The organism is Accumulibacter sp., assembly GCF_036625275.1.
GTDB lineage: Bacteria > Pseudomonadota > Gammaproteobacteria > Burkholderiales > Rhodocyclaceae > Accumulibacter.
On sequence record NZ_JAZKUD010000009.1, the window covers coordinates 14,232 to 30,301 of the forward strand.

Here is a 16,070-nt window from a genome sequence, read left to right on the forward strand (position 1 = left end):
AAAACGGTCATGGCTTTCATGATCGTGGGGTGCCTGAAAAAGTCATGACCGTTAGACGGCCAGCAACATGCCATCGACGTCCCGCAGGGTCCCCGCCCGGATCAGGTCGCGGACCAGCCATTGTGCGAGCACCTCATTGCTGTGGCTCAGATAGCGTGCGTTGACGCTCCGGCAGAAGCTGAGGCTGGCGAGGAACTCGGGAAGATCGGCGCGCGGCAGTTGCCGCCTTTCCAGCAAGGCAAAAGCGAGAATGACCCGCAGGGCATGTCTGGCCAGCAGCTCGACATTCTGTTCGAAGGTGGCCAGCCGCTGATAGGCGCGCTCGAAGGCGTCGGCCACCTCAATGAAGGGCGCACCGTGGCCGGGGATCACCCCATCGATCGGCAGACGTGCCAGGACGTCGAGCGTTTCACGCGCAGCCTTCAGCCCTCCCGCGCCCTCCGGATGACTCAACAGTTCCGAGAAGATCACCCCGAAGCCATTGCGCCACAGGGCATCACCGGAGATCAGCAGGCGTCGCTCCGGGTTGTGAAAGGCCAGCGCATCCATGTCGTGACCGGGAACGGCAATCGCACGCCAGTTGAGCCCGCCAAGTTCGACTTCATCGCCGGCAGCGATCGTTGCATCATGGCAAAAGCGCGCGCCCGACTGGCCGAGCGGTGAGAGCAGCAAGGCCTCTTCGTCCCACTCGGCAATCGTCGCATCGATGCCCTGGGGAACGATCACCTGGCAACCGAAGGCCTCGGTCACGGCCGCGTTGCCCCCGATATGGTCGGAATGCGAGTGGGTGTTGAAGAGCCGCGTCAGCCGGCGGCCGGCCAGCGTCTGTTCGAGCAGGGCGACCGTCTGTGCGGCATGCGTCACGTAACCACTGTCGATCAGCGCCGCCTGCTCGCCTTCGAGAAAGACGATGTTGTTCGACGACAGCCAGCCGCGTTCAAGAACCCGCAGACTATCGGGAAGCATCAGCTCTGATCTGGCGAGTCGTTGTTCGGCAAGGCGTCATAGATGGGTTCGCGGCGCAGTTCCTCGACGACGATCCCTTGCGTGATCGACGAGACCGGCACCGGCGGACGACCGCAGCCGAGGCAGTAACCGGAATCCGGGTCGGGCATGCAGATGCCGACACAGAAATATTCTTCTTCAGGTTTGTTCATGATCAACGATCGCAATCAGCACGGAAATCACCTCCCGACGCACAGCCGGCCGGATCGTGCTCGAAACGCCGGCGCTCGACGGCCAGCAGAATCTGCAGGCGCCGGTCGTCGGTGGCGCGGCTCCAGACGGCAATTTCTTCGATCGTCCGGAAGCAACCCAGACACCAACCGGTTCGATCGTCCATTCGGCAGACATTGATGCACGGCGAGACGACCCCTTGCGTGACCAGTGTATTTCGAGCAGTGCTCATCGGGCGCTCTGCCTGGCGAGCAAGGCGCGCGCCACTTTCGACGCCGGTTCGCGGCCCAGGAAGTGTGCGATGAACCGGCTGGCGACCAGCAACTTGTCCCTATCGACGCCGCATTCAATGCCCAGGCCCTGCAGCAAATAGACGACGTCCTCGCTGGCCACGTTGCCACTGGCACCGGCGGCATACGGACAGCCACCGAGTCCGGCGATCGAGCTGTCAAACACCGCCATGCCGAGTTCGAGCGAGGCGTAGATGTTGGCAATGGCCATCCCGTAGGTGTCATGGTAATGTCCCGCCAGTTTTTCGATCGGCACCACTGCCGCGCAGGCCTCGATCATTCGCTGAATCGATGCCGGGGTGCCGGCACCGATGGTATCGCCGAGGGAAACTTCGTAGCAACCCATTTCGAGCAGTTGCCCGGCGACCCACGCACTTTTCACCGGATCGATGGCACCTTCGTAGGGACAGGCGACGACGCACGAGACATAGCCGCGCACCTTGACTTCGAGTGCGCTGGCGGCATCGACGACGGCAGCGAAGCGCTTCAGGCTCTCGGCGATGCTGCAGTTGATATTCTTCTGCGAAAAGGTCTCCGAGGCCGCAGCGAAAATCGCGACTTCCTGCGCGCCGGCTTCGATGGCGGCGTCGAAACCCTTGAGATTGGGGGTCAACACCGGGTACGAGGGCTGCGGCCGGCGTTGCGGGCTGGCCAGCAGCGCGCGCAGCACCTCGGCGTTGTCGGCCATCTGCGGCACCCACTGCGGCGAGACGAAGGAGGTGGCCTCGATGGCCAACAGTCCGGCATCGGCAAGACGTTCGATCAGCTCGACCTTGATCGCCGTCGGAACGATCGCTGGCTCGTTCTGCAAGCCGTCGCGTGGCCCGACCTCGACCAGTTTCACGCGCGCTGGCAGGGTCATGGCTCGACCTCGAAATCGACCAGTTCGGCTGCATCGGCGACCTGGTCACCGGCAGCGTAGTGGAAAGCCTTGACGCGACCGTTCTTCGGTGCGGTAATCGTGTGTTCCATTTTCATCGCCTCGAGAATCAGGAGCGGCGCGCCCTTGTCCACCCGCTGTCCGACCGCGGCCAGCAAAGCGATGACCTTGCCCGGCATCGGTGCGGTCAGACCTCCGCCCTGCGCTCCGCCCGCTGCGACGAGGTGCAGCGGATCGTCGCGCAGGATGACGTAATTGGTGCCATTGAGAAAAACGTGGCGTTCCTGCTTTTCGGTCACCGCGACGACACTCGCCACCAAACGGCGATCGTCGAGTTCGACCGCCAGTTGCCCGGCGAACTGGCCGCTTTCGAGGACGCGGCCACGCGCGAGGACCGACTCGTTGCCGAGCGTCAGGCGCCAGCCATCGGCTGCGTAGGCGACGAGGACCTCGTGCCGGGTATCCCCGCTGCGATAGCTCAGCGTGCGTCGCGGCTGGATGTTCAGACGCCAACCGTCGTGCAGGCTCCACGGCGACCAGGGATCACCCGAGTGGCTGGCCCTGGCGAGCGCTGCCGCGTATTCGCGCAGCAAACCGGCGACCGCGGCAACGAAGAAAACGCTGCTCGGAGGATCGCTTTGCGCCGGAAAAAGAAAGTCGCGGCTGCGCTCGATCAGGGCGGTATCGAGATCGGCGTTGGCAAAAGCCGGGCAGGCCACCAGCCGTGACAGGAAGTCGATGTTGGTACTGACCCCGACGATGCGGTAATCGGCCAGCGCCTGCCGCATGCGCCCGAGCGCGGCATGCCGGTCGACATCCCAGACGATCAGCTTGGCGATCATCGGGTCGTAGTAAGGCGTGATCTCGTCGCCCTGTTCGATGCCGGTATCGACGCGAACGTTGAGGCTCTCGGCCGGCCGCGCCAGATGCAGCAGGCGCCCCGTCGAGGGCAGGAATTGCTGGTCAGGATTCTCGGCGTAGATGCGCGCTTCCAGCGCGTGTCCGCGAATGTCGAGCTGTTCCTGACGCAGCGGCAGGGGTTCGCCACTGGCGACGCGCAACTGCCACTCGACGAGGTCCTGTCCGGTGATCATCTCGGTCACCGGATGTTCGACCTGCAGGCGGGTGTTCATCTCCATGAAATAGAAGCTGCCGTCCTGCGCGAAAGTCTCACTGGCAATGAATTCGACGGTACCGGCGCCGACGTAGCCAACCGCGCGGGCAGCGTCAACCGCTGCCTGGCCCATGGCGGCGCGGCACGCCGGCGTCATTCCAGGTGCCGGCGCCTCTTCGAGGACTTTCTGGTGGCGGCGCTGCACCGAGCAGTCACGTTCGAAGAGATGCACGCAATTGCCCAGCGTATCGGCAAAGATCTGGATCTCGATGTGCCGTGACCGGCGCAGGTATTTCTCGATCAGCACCTGGCCGGAGGCGAATGACGAGATCGCTTCGCGCCGGCACGAGGCCAGCGCGGCGGCAAAATCGTCGCTCTTCTCGACCAGACGCATGCCCTTGCCGCCACCGCCGGCGGCCGCCTTGATCAGCACCGGGTAGCCAATGGCGTCGGCCTGCATGTGCAGGAAAGCAGGGTCCTGCTCGTCACCGTGGTAGCCTGGCGTCAGGGGAACACCGGCTGCGGCCATCAGTGTCTTGGCCGCAGACTTCGAACCCATGGCGCGAATCGCCGCCGCCGGCGGGCCGATAAAAACGATCCCGGCAGCCGCACAGGCGTCGGCGAAGCGGTCATTCTCGGAGAGAAAGCCATAGCCCGGATGCACCGCCTGAGCGCCGGTACGCCTGACCGCATCGAGCAGCCGCTCGGCGACCAGATAGGAATCGCGGGCTGCAGGCGGACCGATGCACACCGCCTCGTCGGCGAGGCGAACATGGCGGGCGTTGGCATCGGCTTCGGAGAAAACGGCGACGGTGCGCACCCCCATGCGGCGGGCGGTGCGGATCACGCGGCAGGCAATCTCGCCGCGATTGGCCATCAGAATCTTGGTAAACATTGCGCAAAACCTTTCGCCAGACAGCAACATGCAAACCGCTTACAGGTGATTGCCATTTCAGTCGGCGACCCAGTTCGGCTGCCGCTTTTCGAGAAACGCCGCCAGACCCTCCCGGCCTTCGGGGCTGGCACGAACGCGCGTAATCCGCTGCGCCGTCTCGTCGATGGTCTCGGCATCGATCGGCTGGCCAGCAACGATGCGAATCAGCGCCTTGCATTCGGCCTGGGCGTGCGGACCGTTGGCGAGCAGACTGTCGAGGATCTCGGCGATCGCCTCGTCGAGTTGCTCCTCACCGGGAACGAGTTCGTGCAACAGGCCGATCCGGTAGGCCTCGGCGGCCGAGAAACGCTCGGCCGTCAGCATGTAGCGGCGGCTGTAGCGCTCGCCGATCGCCGCCAGCACGTAAGGGCTGATCACTGCCGGCACGATTCCCAGCTTCACTTCACTGAGCGCAAACACCGCATCGTAGGTCCCGATGGCAATGTCGCAGGCGGCGATCAGTCCGACGCCGCCGCCGTAAGCCGGTCCCTGCACACGCGCCAGCGTCGGTTTCGAGAGTTCATTGAGCGTCGACAACAACTCGGCCAGCCTTTTCGCGTCGAGCAGGTTTTCTTCGGGAGTGCAGCCGGCGACACGCTTCATCCAGTTCAGGTCGGCACCGGCGCAGAAGCTTTTTCCGGTGGACGACAGCACGACGGCGCGAACGCGCGCATCCGCCTCGAGTTCGCGCAGGCCTTCGGTAATCTCGGCGATCAGTTGCTCGTCGAATGCGTTGTGCCGCTGCGCCCTGTTCAGCGTCAGGATGCCGACGTTGCCGTCGATTTCGGTGAGAATCGATTGATACTCGCTCATCATGGCTCCCTCACATGCGGAAAATGCCGAACCGGGTCGTTTCGGCGTCGGCATTCAATGCCGCCGACAGACCGAGTCCGATCACCCGGCGGGTATCGGCCGGGTCAATCACGCCGTCGTCCCAGAGGCGGGCGCTGGCGTAGTAGGGATGGCCCTGCAATTCGTACTGTGCGCGGATCGGCGCCATGAAGGCCGCTTCTTCGTCGGCGCTCCAGGCCTTGCCGGCGGCCTCCAGGCCGTCACGCCTGACGGTTGCCAGCACCTGCGCCGCCTGCTCGCCGCCCATCACCGAGATGCGTGCATTGGGCCACATCCACAGAAAACGTGGCGAGTACGCCCGACCGCACATGCCGTAGTTGCCGGCGCCGAAGGAACCGCCGATGACCACCGTGAACTTTGGCACCCGCGCGCAGGCGACGGCGGTCACCATCTTGGCGCCATCGCGGGCGATGCCGCCGTTTTCGTATTTGCGACCGACCATGAAACCGGTGATGTTCTGCAGAAAGAGCAGCGGGATGCCGCGCTGCGCACAGAGTTCAATGAAATGCGCGGCTTTCAGCGAAGATTCCGAGAACAGGATGCCGTTGTTGGCGACGATACCGATCGGATAGCCCCAGAGACGGGCGAAACCGCAGACGATCGTCGTCCCGTAGCGCGCCTTGAATTCGTCGAAATCGGAGCCGTCGACGAGGCGGGCGATGATCTCGCGAACGTCGAAGGGTTTCCTGGCGTCGGTCGGGATCACGCCATACAGTTCGTCGGCCGCATAGATCGGTTCGCGCGGTTCGGCGAGGCTCAGCGGCGGACGCTTGCGCCAGTTGAGGTGGCCGACGATGCTGCGGGCAATCGCCAGCGCATGTGCGTCATTCTCCGCGTAGTGATCGACGACGCCGGAAATCCGGGTATGCACATCGGCGCCGCCGAGTTCTTCGGCAGTCACCACCTCGCCGGTCGCCGCCTTGACCAGGGGTGGCCCGCCGAGGAAGATCGTTCCCTGCTCCTTGACGATGATCGACTCGTCGGACATCGCCGGCACGTAGGCCCCGCCAGCGGTGCACGAACCCATCACGACGGCGATCTGCGGGATGCCGGCCGCCGAGAGGTTGGCCTGATTGTAGAAGATGCGGCCGAAATGCTCCTTGTCGGGAAAGACCTCGTCCTGCATCGGCAGGAAAGCGCCGCCCGAATCGACCAGATAGAGGCACGGCAGACGGTTCTCGGCGGCGATCTCCTGCGCGCGCAGATGTTTCTTGACCGTCAGCGGGTAATAGGTGCCGCCCTTCACCGTCGCATCGTTGGCGACGATCATGCATTCGACCCCATTGACGCGGCCGATGCCGGTAATTAGTGAAGCCGCCGGCACCTCGAAAGGATGGGCCTCGCCATACATGCCGTAGGCTGCCAACTGTGACAGTTCCAGGAAAGCCGAACCGGGATCGATCAGCGCATCGACCCGCTCGCGCGGCAGCAGCTTGCCGCGCGCAAGGTGCTTCTGGCGCGCCGCTTCCGGGCCGCCGAGGGCAATCCGGTCAACCGTGGTGCGCAGGTCAACGACGACGCTGCGCATCGCTTCGACGTTGGCCCTGAAATCGTCGCTGCGAGGGTCGAGTCGGGTTTGCAGGATGGGCATCAGAAATCTCCGCTGCTCAGCCCGCGCCCGATCCGTGGCAGGCGGTCGCCCCCGGAAAACGGTTCACCGCCGAGCAGGCAAAATGGTCGCCATTTGACCTTGCAAGCGTCGCGATCGGCAAGCGGTTCGATCTGCTCCGGGCCCAGGTAGCCATAGAGCGATGTCAAGTCGAAATGGAACTCGATGTACTGCGGCATGCTGCACTCTCCTTCTGCCGGTGAATTTCCGTGATCCCGTCCCTGTGAGGTTCCCTCGGTTTTTCGTCTGCCCAAGGGTGGGGCTTCATGCTACCAGTTTTTCCTGATGCTGCTGCCTTATCCAGTGTTCCAGACAGGGCAATCGCTTACGCAGACCTCATCCAGTTCGTGTGCGTCGGTCCGGAGAAAGCCAAGGTGAGCTTCCCCCGAAATTTCGTCTGCCCAGGGTGACCTAAAATTGATGTCATTTTTGGAAGGCAGGAAATGAAGAGACCGAAGCAGGTCACGACGGACTCGAAGCCTGGCTTGCCGGTGGCGGACAACCTGCTGGCCAGAAACTTCACGCCGACGGCACCCAATCCGGTCTGGACGTCGGACATCACCGACCTCTGGACAGACGAGGGTTGGCTGTACCTGGCCGTCGTACTCGACCGGTTCAATCGTGAAGTCGTTGGCAGGTCGCTCAAGCCGCGCATGACAGCAGACCGGGTGACCGATGCGCTGACCATGGCGGGGTTCAGGAAGCGTCCGGTGCCGGGGCTGCTGCACCCCTCCGACCGGGGAAGCCAGTATGCCAGCCATGCCTTTCAGGACAAGCTCAAGGCGTACGGCATGATCTGCCCGATGAGCCGGAAAGGAAATTGCTGGGACCATGCGCCGACGGAGAGCGGGTTCAACCGCTTCAAGAACGAGCGGCTGCAGGGTGTTCACGACGCGACGCCTGCCGAGATCAAGGTTGCCGCCTTTGAATACATCGAGGTTTTTGACAACCGGAAGCGCCAGCATTCGACCCTCGGCTACCAGTCGCCCGTTCAGTTCCTGGAGAACTGGATCAGCGAGCAGCGTCAGGAAAAGGGGGTAGCATGAAATCCGTCCTTTGGCAGACGAAAAACCGAGGGAACCTCAGTCGCATACGCGACTTTCACATTAAATATGTCAGAGAGGCAAGGAAGTTGCTATCCTTGGTATTCTTACCGGCAATAGGGGAATACTGATGGCAATGAACGACGATATCCAGACAGGCGAAGCGGAAGAACGGCCGCACGCTCGCCCGCCACGGGCGGAACTGTATGCCCAGGGGAAGAAACTGCGTGTCAGTTGCCCGCGTACTTCACACGCCGCATGGAAACCGCAAGCCGACCGGCCCGAACCGATCGAATTACTGGAAAAGGCAGATCAAGGACGAGTTCCGCGACTTCTGCCGCTTCGTCACGGGCGCATGCTGCAGAGCCCGTTTGTCTTCTTCCGCGGTGCGGCATTGCACATGGCGACGGACCTTGCCCACACACCGACGACGGGCATCTATGTGCAGGCCTGTGGCGACTGCCACTTGTCGAATTTTGGCGGCTTTGCGACGCCGGAACGGCGCCTGATCTTCGACATCAACGACCTCGACGAGACGCTGCCCGCGCCCTGGGAGTGGGATGTCAAGCGCTTGGCCACCAGCTTCGTCCTCGCCGCCCGCGACAATGGCTTTCGCAAGCGCGACGCGCGCAAGGCGGCGCTTACCGTGGTCCGCTCGTACCGTGATCGGATGGTCGAGTTCAGCAGGATGCGCGTGCTCGACGTCCTCTATGCGAGCATCGATGTGGACTGGATCCTCAAACAAATGAAGAACAAGCAGACGCGCAAGGGAATAGCACAGCGCGTGGCGAAAGCGCGCACGCGTAGCGTGGCCGAGTTCGATTTTCCTGAGATGGTGAGCAGCGAAGGCGGCAAGATCCGGATCAAGGACAACCCGCCGCTGATCTACCACATTCCTAACGAGGATCCCGATGAGGTCATGGCACATGTGCGCAAAGCATTCGGTGCTTATCTCAAGACCGTTCCCAAGCACGTGCGGCATATCCTCGACCAGTTCAATCTGGTCGATATCGCGGTCAAGGTCGTCGGCGTCGGCAGTGTCGGCACCGCCTGCGCCGTGCTGCTGTTGATGGCGGAAGAGCGGGATCCCATCTTCCTACAGGTCAAGGAGGCGCGCGCCTCGGTCCTCGAGCCGTTTGCCGGCCCGAGCGAGCACGCCAACCATGGCGAACGTGTCGTCGTCGGTGCCCGGATCATGCAGGCAGCGAGCGACATGTTTCTCGGCTGGACGACCGCTCGCGGGGACCGGCACTTCTACATCCGCCAGCTCAAGGACATGAAGGTCAAGGTTCCCATCGAACTGCTCGCGCCGACCGACCTGTTGCAATACGCGGCCCTCTGTGCCCGTGCCCTGGCACGGGCACACGCCTGCACCGGCGAGGCGGCGAGAATCGCCGGCTACATCGGCACGGGCGACGTCTTCCCACGCGCATTGACCCATTTCGCAATGGCCTACGCGGATCAGAGCGAACGCGACCACAGGACACTCAGGGAGGCAGCTCTCGCGGGACGTCTGGAAGTTTTCGTCGAAGAAGCGTGATGCGTCGACGCCGGGTACGCGATGGGTGGCATTTCAACGGCGAGCCAGCTCATTCCGACCCTTCATGGCGCACTGGCGCCCGGTGCCTGGAGTCTCTTCAGGATCTCCATTTTCTTGAGTCGGGTTTTGCGACTCCACGTTCAGCGGGCGTGGCCGGAGTTCTACGCTCTCCGGCAAGATCTGCGCCTCCCGTCTTGCGGTGACATCGGGAGGCGGGTGTCTCGCTCGGATAAGGCTTAGGCGCCTGGTCGCCTGGTTGTCGCTGACGATGCTGTTGTGTTGCTCGGCCTTGGCGCAGGGCGGGAATCCGCCACTGCGAGTGGCTACCTTCATTCTGCCGCCCTTTGTCATGGAGCATGACGCGGAGCTTACCGGCTTCAGCATCGAACTCTGGAAGGAGATCACGGCGCGCCTGGGTGTGCAGACGGATTATCAGATGACGCCCGACGTGAAGGCCGTGCTCGATTCTTTGCGCGCGGGACAGGCAGACATTGCAGTCTCCGGCCTGTTTTACACATCCGACCGCGACCGCGAGTTCGATTTTTCGTATCCGATCCTGAACACGGGCCTGCAGATCATGGTACGTGGTACCAGAGAGGCCGTGCCCTCCTCACCGCTGCAAAACATGCTGGACTTGTTGTTTTCGCAAACGACCCTTGCCTGGCTCGGTGTCGCCCTGCTGTTCGTCGTAACCGCCGGCCATGTGGTCTGGATCGTCGAGCGTCGCTACCAGGACGGGATGATTCCGACAGACCGCTACTTCCCCGGCATTTTATGTGCCATGTATTGGGCGGCTTCGACCCTCCTGACGCAGGCGGAACAAATGCCACGCCAGTGGCTCGCGCGAACGTTTTCCGTACTCTGGATGTTTGTCGGCATCAGTTTCGTCGCGCTCTATACCGCGCAACTGACTGCGACATTGACCGTGCAGCAAATCCGCGGCCCGATCAACGGACCGGAGGACTTGCCCGGAAAGCGCGTTGCCACGCTCTTGGGCGGTTCTGCAGTGGCCTATCTCAAGGAACAGAACGCGGTCGTGCAGGAGTTTCATGAAACCGCAGGGATGTATCAAGCCCTGCTGGACCGGAAGGTTGATGCTGTAGTTCTGGGCACCGCAGGCCAGCGTTATTATGCGACTCACGAGGGAAAGGGCCTGGTGACGATGGTTGGCCCGGAGTTCAACAAGAATGATGTGGGTTTCGTGTTCCCGCAGGACAGCCGGTTGCGCAAGAAGGTCAACGGTACTTTGCTGATCCTGCGCGAGAATGGAACGTATCAGAGGATTTACGAAAAATGGTTTGGTACGAATTAACGTGAATAACCTTGGCCATGCGAACGGCTTGTCCGGCTGTGGGTGAAGGGGACGTTGTGATCAGTGGCGAAGCGCCAGATTGCGATGCGTGGCATGGGTAATGGACTGCCCCGTTCGTTGACCTCGTGACAGGCCGTCACCGGCAGGTCGATCATGCCGCCGGCCCAGGTTGGTCCGGGTACTTCGAAAACGTAGGTCAGCACCATCGCCTCAGCCATTGGCAGGCCAAAGAAATCGCCCCTCAACGCCGCCGTGCATTGCCCCGGCATCATGGGGTAGTGCGTGAGATGAATCGCAGCCGCCATGGCCGCAGAATCGTATTGCACCGGCGCAGACATGCCGGGAGGAAACTCGCCGAGGCCAATCTTGCCGCAGGCGCACTGCGCAGCCAGAACCAAAGGCTCCGTGACCTCGAAGCGCAACGGCGGCAGATCGAACATCTGACGCCTTTCGGCAACTGAAGCCTCGGGCAAGCGATGGTGGTATGCGTCGCCATCCGATGGAGGGGGATGCCTCACGGCAAGACTCCATGTGCCAGACTCTTGTGCACCGTCCAGGACGGGTTGATAGCGCTCAAGCCCCCCGGCAGATCAGCACCACCGCCTCGGTCGCGATACCTTCGCCGCGGCCGACAAAGCCCAGCCGTTCGGCGGTCTTGGCCTTGACGTTGACACAGCCTGCAGGCAACCGCAGGTCGGCAGCGATGTTGGCGACCATCTGCGGCAGGTGCGGCGCCATCTTCGGCTGCTCTGCGAGGATCGTCGCGTCGACATTGCCGACTTGCCAGCCGGCCTGCGTCAGCAGCGCCAGCGTCGCGCGCAGTAACTGCCGACTGTCGGCACCCTGATAGCGGGCATCGGTGTCGGGAAAATGACGACCGATGTCACCCAGCGCAGCGGCGCCGAGCAAGGCGTCGGTGATCGCGTGCAGCAGCGCATCCGCGTCGGAATGGCCGAGCAGGCCGCAGGCATGCGGAATGTCGACGCCGCCGAGGATCAGCTTGCGTCCCGGAACCAGCGCATGGATATCACAACCTTGTCCGATGCGGATCACTGGCCCGCCTGTATGTTCGCCAACAGGATCAGTTCCGCCAGTCGCAGATCGACCGGATAGGTGACCTTGAGGTTGCTGGCGTCACCCTGCACCAGCTTCGGCCTGAAACCGGCGGCCTCGACGGCCGACGCCTCATCGGTGCCGGCGAGCGGTTCGACCAGGACCCGGGTCAACAGGCCATAACGAAACATCTGCGGCGTCTGCGCCTGCCACAGGCCGTCGCGTGGCTCGGTACCGGCCACACGTCGCTCGGCGTCGGCGCGTTTCAGCGTGTCCGCCACCGGCACCGCAAGCAGACCGCCGATGGGATCGTCAGCAAGTTCGTCGCAAAGGACCGTCAGCATCGCCTGCGCAAGACAGGGGCGCGCAGCGTCATGCACCAGCACCCAGTCTTCGTCGTCGGCCGCCGTCGCCGCAGCGTCGAGGCCATTGCGGACGCTGGCGGATCGTGTCGCGCCGCCACAGAAAATGGTTTCGAGTTTATGACCCAGGCTTGTCCAATCATGCTGCCGCCACCATCTATCCTCTGGCGACAGCACTACCCAGACACGCTCGATGCGCGGATGGCGACAAAGGGCTGCGAGACTGTGATAGATCAATGGTTGGCCGGCAAGCATCTGATATTGTTTGGGCGTCTCGCCGCCAAAGCGCGATCCTGATCCGGCGGCGGGGACGATTGCATAGTAGTTCGGCATGGCGTAATTTTAACCAGTTATCTGCACAGGGATGGCGAAATGAATCCGCAGTGTTACGGCCAGACGATCACTGCCACACCCGTTCCGTGGTCACCGCGGCCCTCTGGTCGAGCCGCCTTTCATCGAGGAGCAAGCACGTGACGCACTCAACCCAGCCAATCCGTCCAGCCGCAGTCGCCGGCATGTTCTATCCCGGCTCCCCTTCGGCTCTGGCGCGCGACCTCCGGCAAATGCTGAGCCACCCGCCGCCGGCACCCGGTATCCGCCCGAAGGCGATCATCGCCCCCCATGCCGGCTATGTCTATTCGGGCCCGATCGCGGCCAGCGTCTATGCGCCGCTCGCGGACCTGCGCGAGCGCATTCGCCGCGTGATCCTGCTCGGACCCACCCATCGGGTCGCGGTCGAGGGGCTGGCGCTGCCCTCCTCCCGCGCCTTCGCCACACCGCTCGGCGTCGTCCAGCTCGACCAGGAAGCCATGGTCAGCATCGAGCCATTGCCGCAGGTCATCGTCAGCGACGCCGCGCATGCCCTCGAACACTCGCTGGAGGTGCAGCTTCCTTTCCTGCAGACGGTGCTTTCCGGGTTCACGCTGCTGCCGCTCGCAGTCGGCCGCGCTTCGGCTGAAGAGGTGGCTGAAGTGCTCGAATGCCTGTGGGGAGGAGACGAGACGCTGATCGTGATCAGCTCCGATCTTTCGCACTACCTGCCCTACGCGCTGGCCCGCGAGACCGACAGCAACACCGCGCGCCACATCGTCGCACTCGATGCACACCTCGACCACCAACAAGCGTGTGGCGCGACACCGGTCAATGGTCTGTTGCTGGCCGCACGCCGGCACGGACTGCAGGCCAGACTGATCGACCTGCGCAATTCCGGCGACACCGCCGGCGACCGCTCGCGTGTCGTCGGTTACGGCGCCTTTTGCTTCAGCGCGGAGACTGAACATGCCCACTGACACCCTGGGCAGCGCTTTGCTGTCGATCGCCCGCAACGCCATCGCCAAGCGTTTCGGACTCGCCGCGCAGCCCGTCGATCCGCTCCCGGAACTGGCCGAACCGGCAGCGACTTTCGTCACGCTCACCCAGGATGGTCAGCTGCGCGGTTGCATCGGCAGCCTCGAAGCACACCGGCCGCTCGCCACCGACGTCGCTGAAAACGCCGTCGCCGCGGCCTTTCGTGATACACGCTTTGCGCCTTTGAGTCCGGCGGAGTTTGCCCGCACGCACGTCGAGGTCTCGCTACTGACGCCGCCCGAGCCCTTCGCCGTCGCCGATGAAGCCGACGCGCTGGCGCGTCTGCGGCCCGGCATCGACGGCCTGATCGTCAGTTACGGCAGGCGGCGCGCGACCTTCCTGCCGCAGGTCTGGGAATCGCTCCCCGAGCCACGCCAGTTCCTGGCGCAACTGAAACTCAAGGCCGGGCTGCCCGCCGACTTCTGGCACGAGCAGCTCATCCTCGCGCGTTATGGAGTCCGAAAATGGAAAGAGAACTAGACCATTCCCCCAAGGTGCCGGAATCGGTCCATCCGGGTCGCTGGTGGCACGCCATCGAAGACGAACGCATTCAGTGCGACCTCTGTCCGCGTGACTGTAGGCTGCATGAGGGTCAGCGCGGCGCCTGCTTCGTTCGCCAGAACCTCGGCGGACAGATGGTGCTGACCACCTACGGGCGTTCGTCGGGTTTCTGCATCGATCCGATCGAGAAAAAGCCGCTCAACCACTTCCATCCCGGCTCGTCGATCCTCTCCTTCGGCACCGCCGGTTGCAATCTCGCCTGCAAGTTCTGCCAGAACTGGGACATCTCGAAGTCGAAAGACATGGACCGCCTGCTCGACGCCGCGACCCCCGAGGGCATCGCCGCCGCCGCAGTCGCCTACGGGGCTCAGTCGGTGGCCTTCACCTACAACGACCCGGTGATCTTCGCCGAATACGCGATCGACACTGCGCGTGCCTGCCATGAACGCGATGTCAGAACGGTGGCCGTCACTGCCGGCTACATCCATCCCGAACCGGCGCGCGAGTTCTACGCCGTGCTGGACGCCGCCAATGTCGATCTCAAGGCCTTCACCGATGATTTCTACTTCAGACTCTGCGGTGGCCACCTGCAACCGGTACTCGATACCCTTGCCTACATTCATCACGAAACGAAGTGCTGGCTCGAAATCACCACGCTGCTGATTCCGGGCAGGAACGATTCCACCGGCGAAATCAAGGCGCTCGCCGACTGGGTGGCACGCGAACTGGGGCCGGAAGTCCCGCTGCACTTCACCGCCTTCCATCCCGACTGGAAAATGAGCGACCTGCCCCGGACCCCGCCGTCGACGCTGACTCAGGCGCGGCGCATCGCCCTCGACGCCGGCCTGTACTACGTGTACACCGGCAATGTGCACGACAGCGAAGGCGGGACGACCTTCTGCCCCTCTTGTCAGGCCGCCCTGATCGAGCGCGACTGGTACACCATCCGGCATGACGACCTGCCAGCCGATGGCCGTTGTCCCCACTGCGGAACGCTGATTGCCGGCCACTTCACCCGTTTCGGCAAGCCTTTCGGACCACGTCGCGTGCCAGTGCGGCTGGAGCGGCGGTGAACGAAGCGATCCATCTTCCGGGTGACACGCCGATCGCCATCCCCACCGGGCAGGCCTCGCTGCAAGGCTTGCTGACCCTGCCGGCACGCTTCTCGGCACTGGTCGTGCTGATGCATGCCGGCAAACATCCCGAGGCGCGCGACGACGCGCTCGCCGTGGTCCTTCAGCACGCAGGCATCGGCACGCTGACACTCGACCTGCTGACGCACGCTGAAGAACGCTTCGCCGACATTCACCACAACGTCTCGCTGCTCGCCAGACGCCTGCTCGATGCGCTGGCACTGATCAAGCAACGGATGCTGCTCGGTGAATTGCCGACGCTGCCGATCGGCCTCTGCGCCGCTGGCGACTGTTCGCCGGTGGCGCTGCGCGTGGCTGCCCTGCGCGACCATGACATCTTTGCCATCGTCTGCCGCGGTGGCTTGATCGATCTGGCCGGCATGCTCTACCTGCGCTCGCTCAGCGCGCCCCTACTGGTTCTCGTCGGCGAGGACGACGAGCGCGTGACGGCAAGCAATCAGCGCGCCCTGCACGAGTTGAGCTGCCTCCAGGAACTGAAACGGCTGCCATCCGTGTCGCCCGATTCGGCCGCCGCTCTCGGGGCCGTCGCCCGCGAGACGACGCTCTGGTTTGTCCAGCACCTGCCCACACGAATCTGAGCAAGCGACGGTCGGCCTTGCCGGGCGGATCAGCCTGCGGCGCGTCATCCGACCAATCAGATCCGGCCCGGCGCTACCCGGAAACGAAAAAATCGTATATATTGCACTGCAACAGACTTACCGGAAGGGCCAGCACCGACTCGGCATCCCGCCTTCATTTCGCATTTCCCCTCCCCACTCGCGTGAGGGGGAAACAATTATGACTTTCATGATCGGGAGGTGCCTGGAAAAGTCATGATCGTTAGGTACCCTTCGACTGGTATGCTCTTACACCCCGGCGATGGCCAGCATGCGCAAACCAGCAAGCGATTGCCCCTCTTCGAAG

General features: G+C 63.3%; 17 protein-coding genes and 1 pseudogene. 7 read left to right on the top strand and 11 right to left on the bottom strand.

Annotated elements, in window-relative coordinates; translation table 11 throughout:
* Positions 1–51 precede the first annotated feature (51 nt).
* From V5B39_RS06005 to V5B39_RS06040, 8 genes are read right to left on the bottom strand one after another with little or no spacing between them, the layout of a single operon-like run.
* Positions 52–966, bottom strand: a complete 915-nt coding sequence (locus V5B39_RS06005; protein WP_332342015.1) for an MBL fold metallo-hydrolase — start codon at positions 964–966, stop codon at positions 52–54.
* Positions 966–1,157, bottom strand: a complete 192-nt coding sequence (locus V5B39_RS06010) for a DUF1289 domain-containing protein (protein WP_332342016.1) — start codon at positions 1,155–1,157, stop codon at positions 966–968. The genes V5B39_RS06005 and V5B39_RS06010 overlap by 1 nt, the downstream gene beginning before the upstream one ends.
* Before the next feature lie 2 nt (positions 1,158–1,159).
* Complete coding sequence (locus tag V5B39_RS06015) at positions 1,160–1,408, bottom strand: DUF1289 domain-containing protein (protein ID WP_332342017.1); 249 nt, start codon at positions 1,406–1,408, stop codon at positions 1,160–1,162.
* Complete coding sequence (locus V5B39_RS06020; RefSeq protein WP_332342018.1) at positions 1,405–2,328, bottom strand: hydroxymethylglutaryl-CoA lyase; 924 nt, start codon at positions 2,326–2,328, stop codon at positions 1,405–1,407. Before V5B39_RS06020 ends, V5B39_RS06015 begins: the two co-directional genes overlap by 4 nt.
* Positions 2,325–4,355: an acetyl/propionyl/methylcrotonyl-CoA carboxylase subunit alpha gene (locus V5B39_RS06025; RefSeq protein ID WP_332342019.1), complete on the bottom strand. Its 2,031-nt coding sequence runs from the start codon at positions 4,353–4,355 to the stop codon at positions 2,325–2,327. The genes V5B39_RS06020 and V5B39_RS06025 overlap by 4 nt, the downstream gene beginning before the upstream one ends.
* 57 nt (positions 4,356–4,412) lie before the next feature.
* Complete coding sequence (locus tag V5B39_RS06030; RefSeq protein ID WP_332342020.1) at positions 4,413–5,207, bottom strand: enoyl-CoA hydratase/isomerase family protein; 795 nt, start codon at positions 5,205–5,207, stop codon at positions 4,413–4,415.
* Positions 5,208–5,217: 10 nt separating this feature from the next.
* Positions 5,218–6,837, bottom strand: a complete 1,620-nt coding sequence (locus V5B39_RS06035) for a carboxyl transferase domain-containing protein (RefSeq protein ID WP_332342021.1) — start codon at positions 6,835–6,837, stop codon at positions 5,218–5,220.
* The gene (locus V5B39_RS06040) at positions 6,837–7,034 is read right to left on the bottom strand and encodes a hypothetical protein (protein WP_332342022.1); all 198 of its coding nucleotides are present in this window, start codon (positions 7,032–7,034) and stop codon (positions 6,837–6,839) included. Before V5B39_RS06040 ends, V5B39_RS06035 begins: the two co-directional genes overlap by 1 nt.
* Before the next feature lie 255 nt (positions 7,035–7,289).
* On the opposite strand from V5B39_RS06040, the pseudogene V5B39_RS06045 reads away from it, so the two are divergent.
* The 3 genes and pseudogenes from V5B39_RS06045 to V5B39_RS06055 all read left to right on the top strand — a co-directional run.
* Positions 7,290–7,901, top strand: a pseudogene (locus tag V5B39_RS06045) (IS3 family transposase); the annotation flags it as partial.
* 127 nt (positions 7,902–8,028) lie between these two features.
* On the top strand, positions 8,029–9,438 hold the full coding sequence (locus V5B39_RS06050; RefSeq protein ID WP_332342023.1) for a DUF2252 domain-containing protein: 1,410 nt from the start codon (positions 8,029–8,031) through the stop codon (positions 9,436–9,438).
* Positions 9,439–9,694: 256 nt separating this feature from the next.
* Entirely contained in the window at positions 9,695–10,750 is a 1,056-nt protein-coding gene (locus V5B39_RS06055; protein WP_332342024.1) for a transporter substrate-binding domain-containing protein, read from the top strand.
* Here the strand turns inward: V5B39_RS06055 and V5B39_RS06060 are convergent.
* The 3 genes from V5B39_RS06060 to ispD are packed head-to-tail and all read right to left on the bottom strand — an operon-like array spanning position 10,747 to position 12,498.
* Positions 10,747–11,268, bottom strand: coding sequence for a hypothetical protein (locus V5B39_RS06060; protein WP_332342025.1), 522 nt, complete (start codon positions 11,266–11,268; stop codon positions 10,747–10,749). The genes V5B39_RS06055 and V5B39_RS06060 overlap by 4 nt on opposite strands.
* A gap of 55 nt (positions 11,269–11,323) precedes the next feature.
* Complete coding sequence (ispF, locus tag V5B39_RS06065; protein WP_332342026.1) at positions 11,324–11,803, bottom strand: 2-C-methyl-D-erythritol 2,4-cyclodiphosphate synthase; 480 nt, start codon at positions 11,801–11,803, stop codon at positions 11,324–11,326.
* A complete protein-coding gene (ispD, locus tag V5B39_RS06070) occupies positions 11,800–12,498 on the bottom strand; it encodes a 2-C-methyl-D-erythritol 4-phosphate cytidylyltransferase (protein ID WP_332342027.1) in 699 nt (232 codons plus the stop codon). The genes ispF and ispD overlap by 4 nt, the downstream gene beginning before the upstream one ends.
* A gap of 182 nt (positions 12,499–12,680) precedes the next feature.
* On the opposite strand from ispD, the gene amrB reads away from it, so the two are divergent.
* From amrB to V5B39_RS06090, 4 genes are read left to right on the top strand one after another with little or no spacing between them, the layout of a single operon-like run.
* A complete protein-coding gene (gene amrB, locus V5B39_RS06075; RefSeq protein WP_332342081.1) occupies positions 12,681–13,454 on the top strand; it encodes an AmmeMemoRadiSam system protein B in 774 nt (257 codons plus the stop codon).
* A complete protein-coding gene (amrA, locus tag V5B39_RS06080) occupies positions 13,444–13,992 on the top strand; it encodes an AmmeMemoRadiSam system protein A (RefSeq protein WP_332342028.1) in 549 nt (182 codons plus the stop codon). The genes amrB and amrA overlap by 11 nt, the downstream gene beginning before the upstream one ends.
* Positions 13,977–15,086 carry an AmmeMemoRadiSam system radical SAM enzyme gene (amrS, locus tag V5B39_RS06085; protein ID WP_332342029.1) on the top strand — a complete coding sequence of 370 codons (1,110 nt, stop codon included), beginning with the start codon at positions 13,977–13,979 and terminating at the stop codon, positions 15,084–15,086. The genes amrA and amrS overlap by 16 nt, the downstream gene beginning before the upstream one ends.
* Positions 15,083–15,745, top strand: coding sequence for a hypothetical protein (locus V5B39_RS06090; RefSeq protein WP_332342030.1), 663 nt, complete (start codon positions 15,083–15,085; stop codon positions 15,743–15,745). Before amrS ends, V5B39_RS06090 begins: the two co-directional genes overlap by 4 nt.
* Positions 15,746–16,070: the final 325 nt, after the last annotated feature.

Excerpts from the sequence above, each read along its gene's own strand:
- V5B39_RS06005 (WP_332342015.1), bottom strand. The coding sequence starts at position 966 with ATGCTTCCCGATAGTCTGCGGGTTCTTGAACGCGGCTGGCTGTCGTCG.
- V5B39_RS06010 (WP_332342016.1), bottom strand. The coding sequence starts at position 1,157 with ATGAACAAACCTGAAGAAGAATATTTCTGTGTCGGCATCTGCATGCCC.
- V5B39_RS06015 (WP_332342017.1), bottom strand. The coding sequence starts at position 1,408 with ATGAGCACTGCTCGAAATACACTGGTCACGCAAGGGGTCGTCTCGCCG.
- V5B39_RS06020 (WP_332342018.1), bottom strand. The coding sequence starts at position 2,328 with ATGACCCTGCCAGCGCGCGTGAAACTGGTCGAGGTCGGGCCACGCGAC.
- V5B39_RS06025 (WP_332342019.1), bottom strand. The coding sequence starts at position 4,355 with ATGTTTACCAAGATTCTGATGGCCAATCGCGGCGAGATTGCCTGCCGC.
- V5B39_RS06030 (WP_332342020.1), bottom strand. The coding sequence starts at position 5,207 with ATGAGCGAGTATCAATCGATTCTCACCGAAATCGACGGCAACGTCGGC.
- V5B39_RS06035 (WP_332342021.1), bottom strand. The coding sequence starts at position 6,837 with ATGCCCATCCTGCAAACCCGACTCGACCCTCGCAGCGACGATTTCAGG.
- V5B39_RS06040 (WP_332342022.1), bottom strand. The coding sequence starts at position 7,034 with ATGCCGCAGTACATCGAGTTCCATTTCGACTTGACATCGCTCTATGGC.
- V5B39_RS06050 (WP_332342023.1), top strand. The coding sequence starts at position 8,029 with ATGGCAATGAACGACGATATCCAGACAGGCGAAGCGGAAGAACGGCCG.
- ispD (WP_332342027.1), bottom strand. The coding sequence starts at position 12,498 with ATGCCGAACTACTATGCAATCGTCCCCGCCGCCGGATCAGGATCGCGC.
- amrB (WP_332342081.1), top strand. The coding sequence starts at position 12,681 with ATGTTCTATCCCGGCTCCCCTTCGGCTCTGGCGCGCGACCTCCGGCAA.
- amrA (WP_332342028.1), top strand. The coding sequence starts at position 13,444 with ATGCCCACTGACACCCTGGGCAGCGCTTTGCTGTCGATCGCCCGCAAC.
- amrS (WP_332342029.1), top strand. The coding sequence starts at position 13,977 with ATGGAAAGAGAACTAGACCATTCCCCCAAGGTGCCGGAATCGGTCCAT.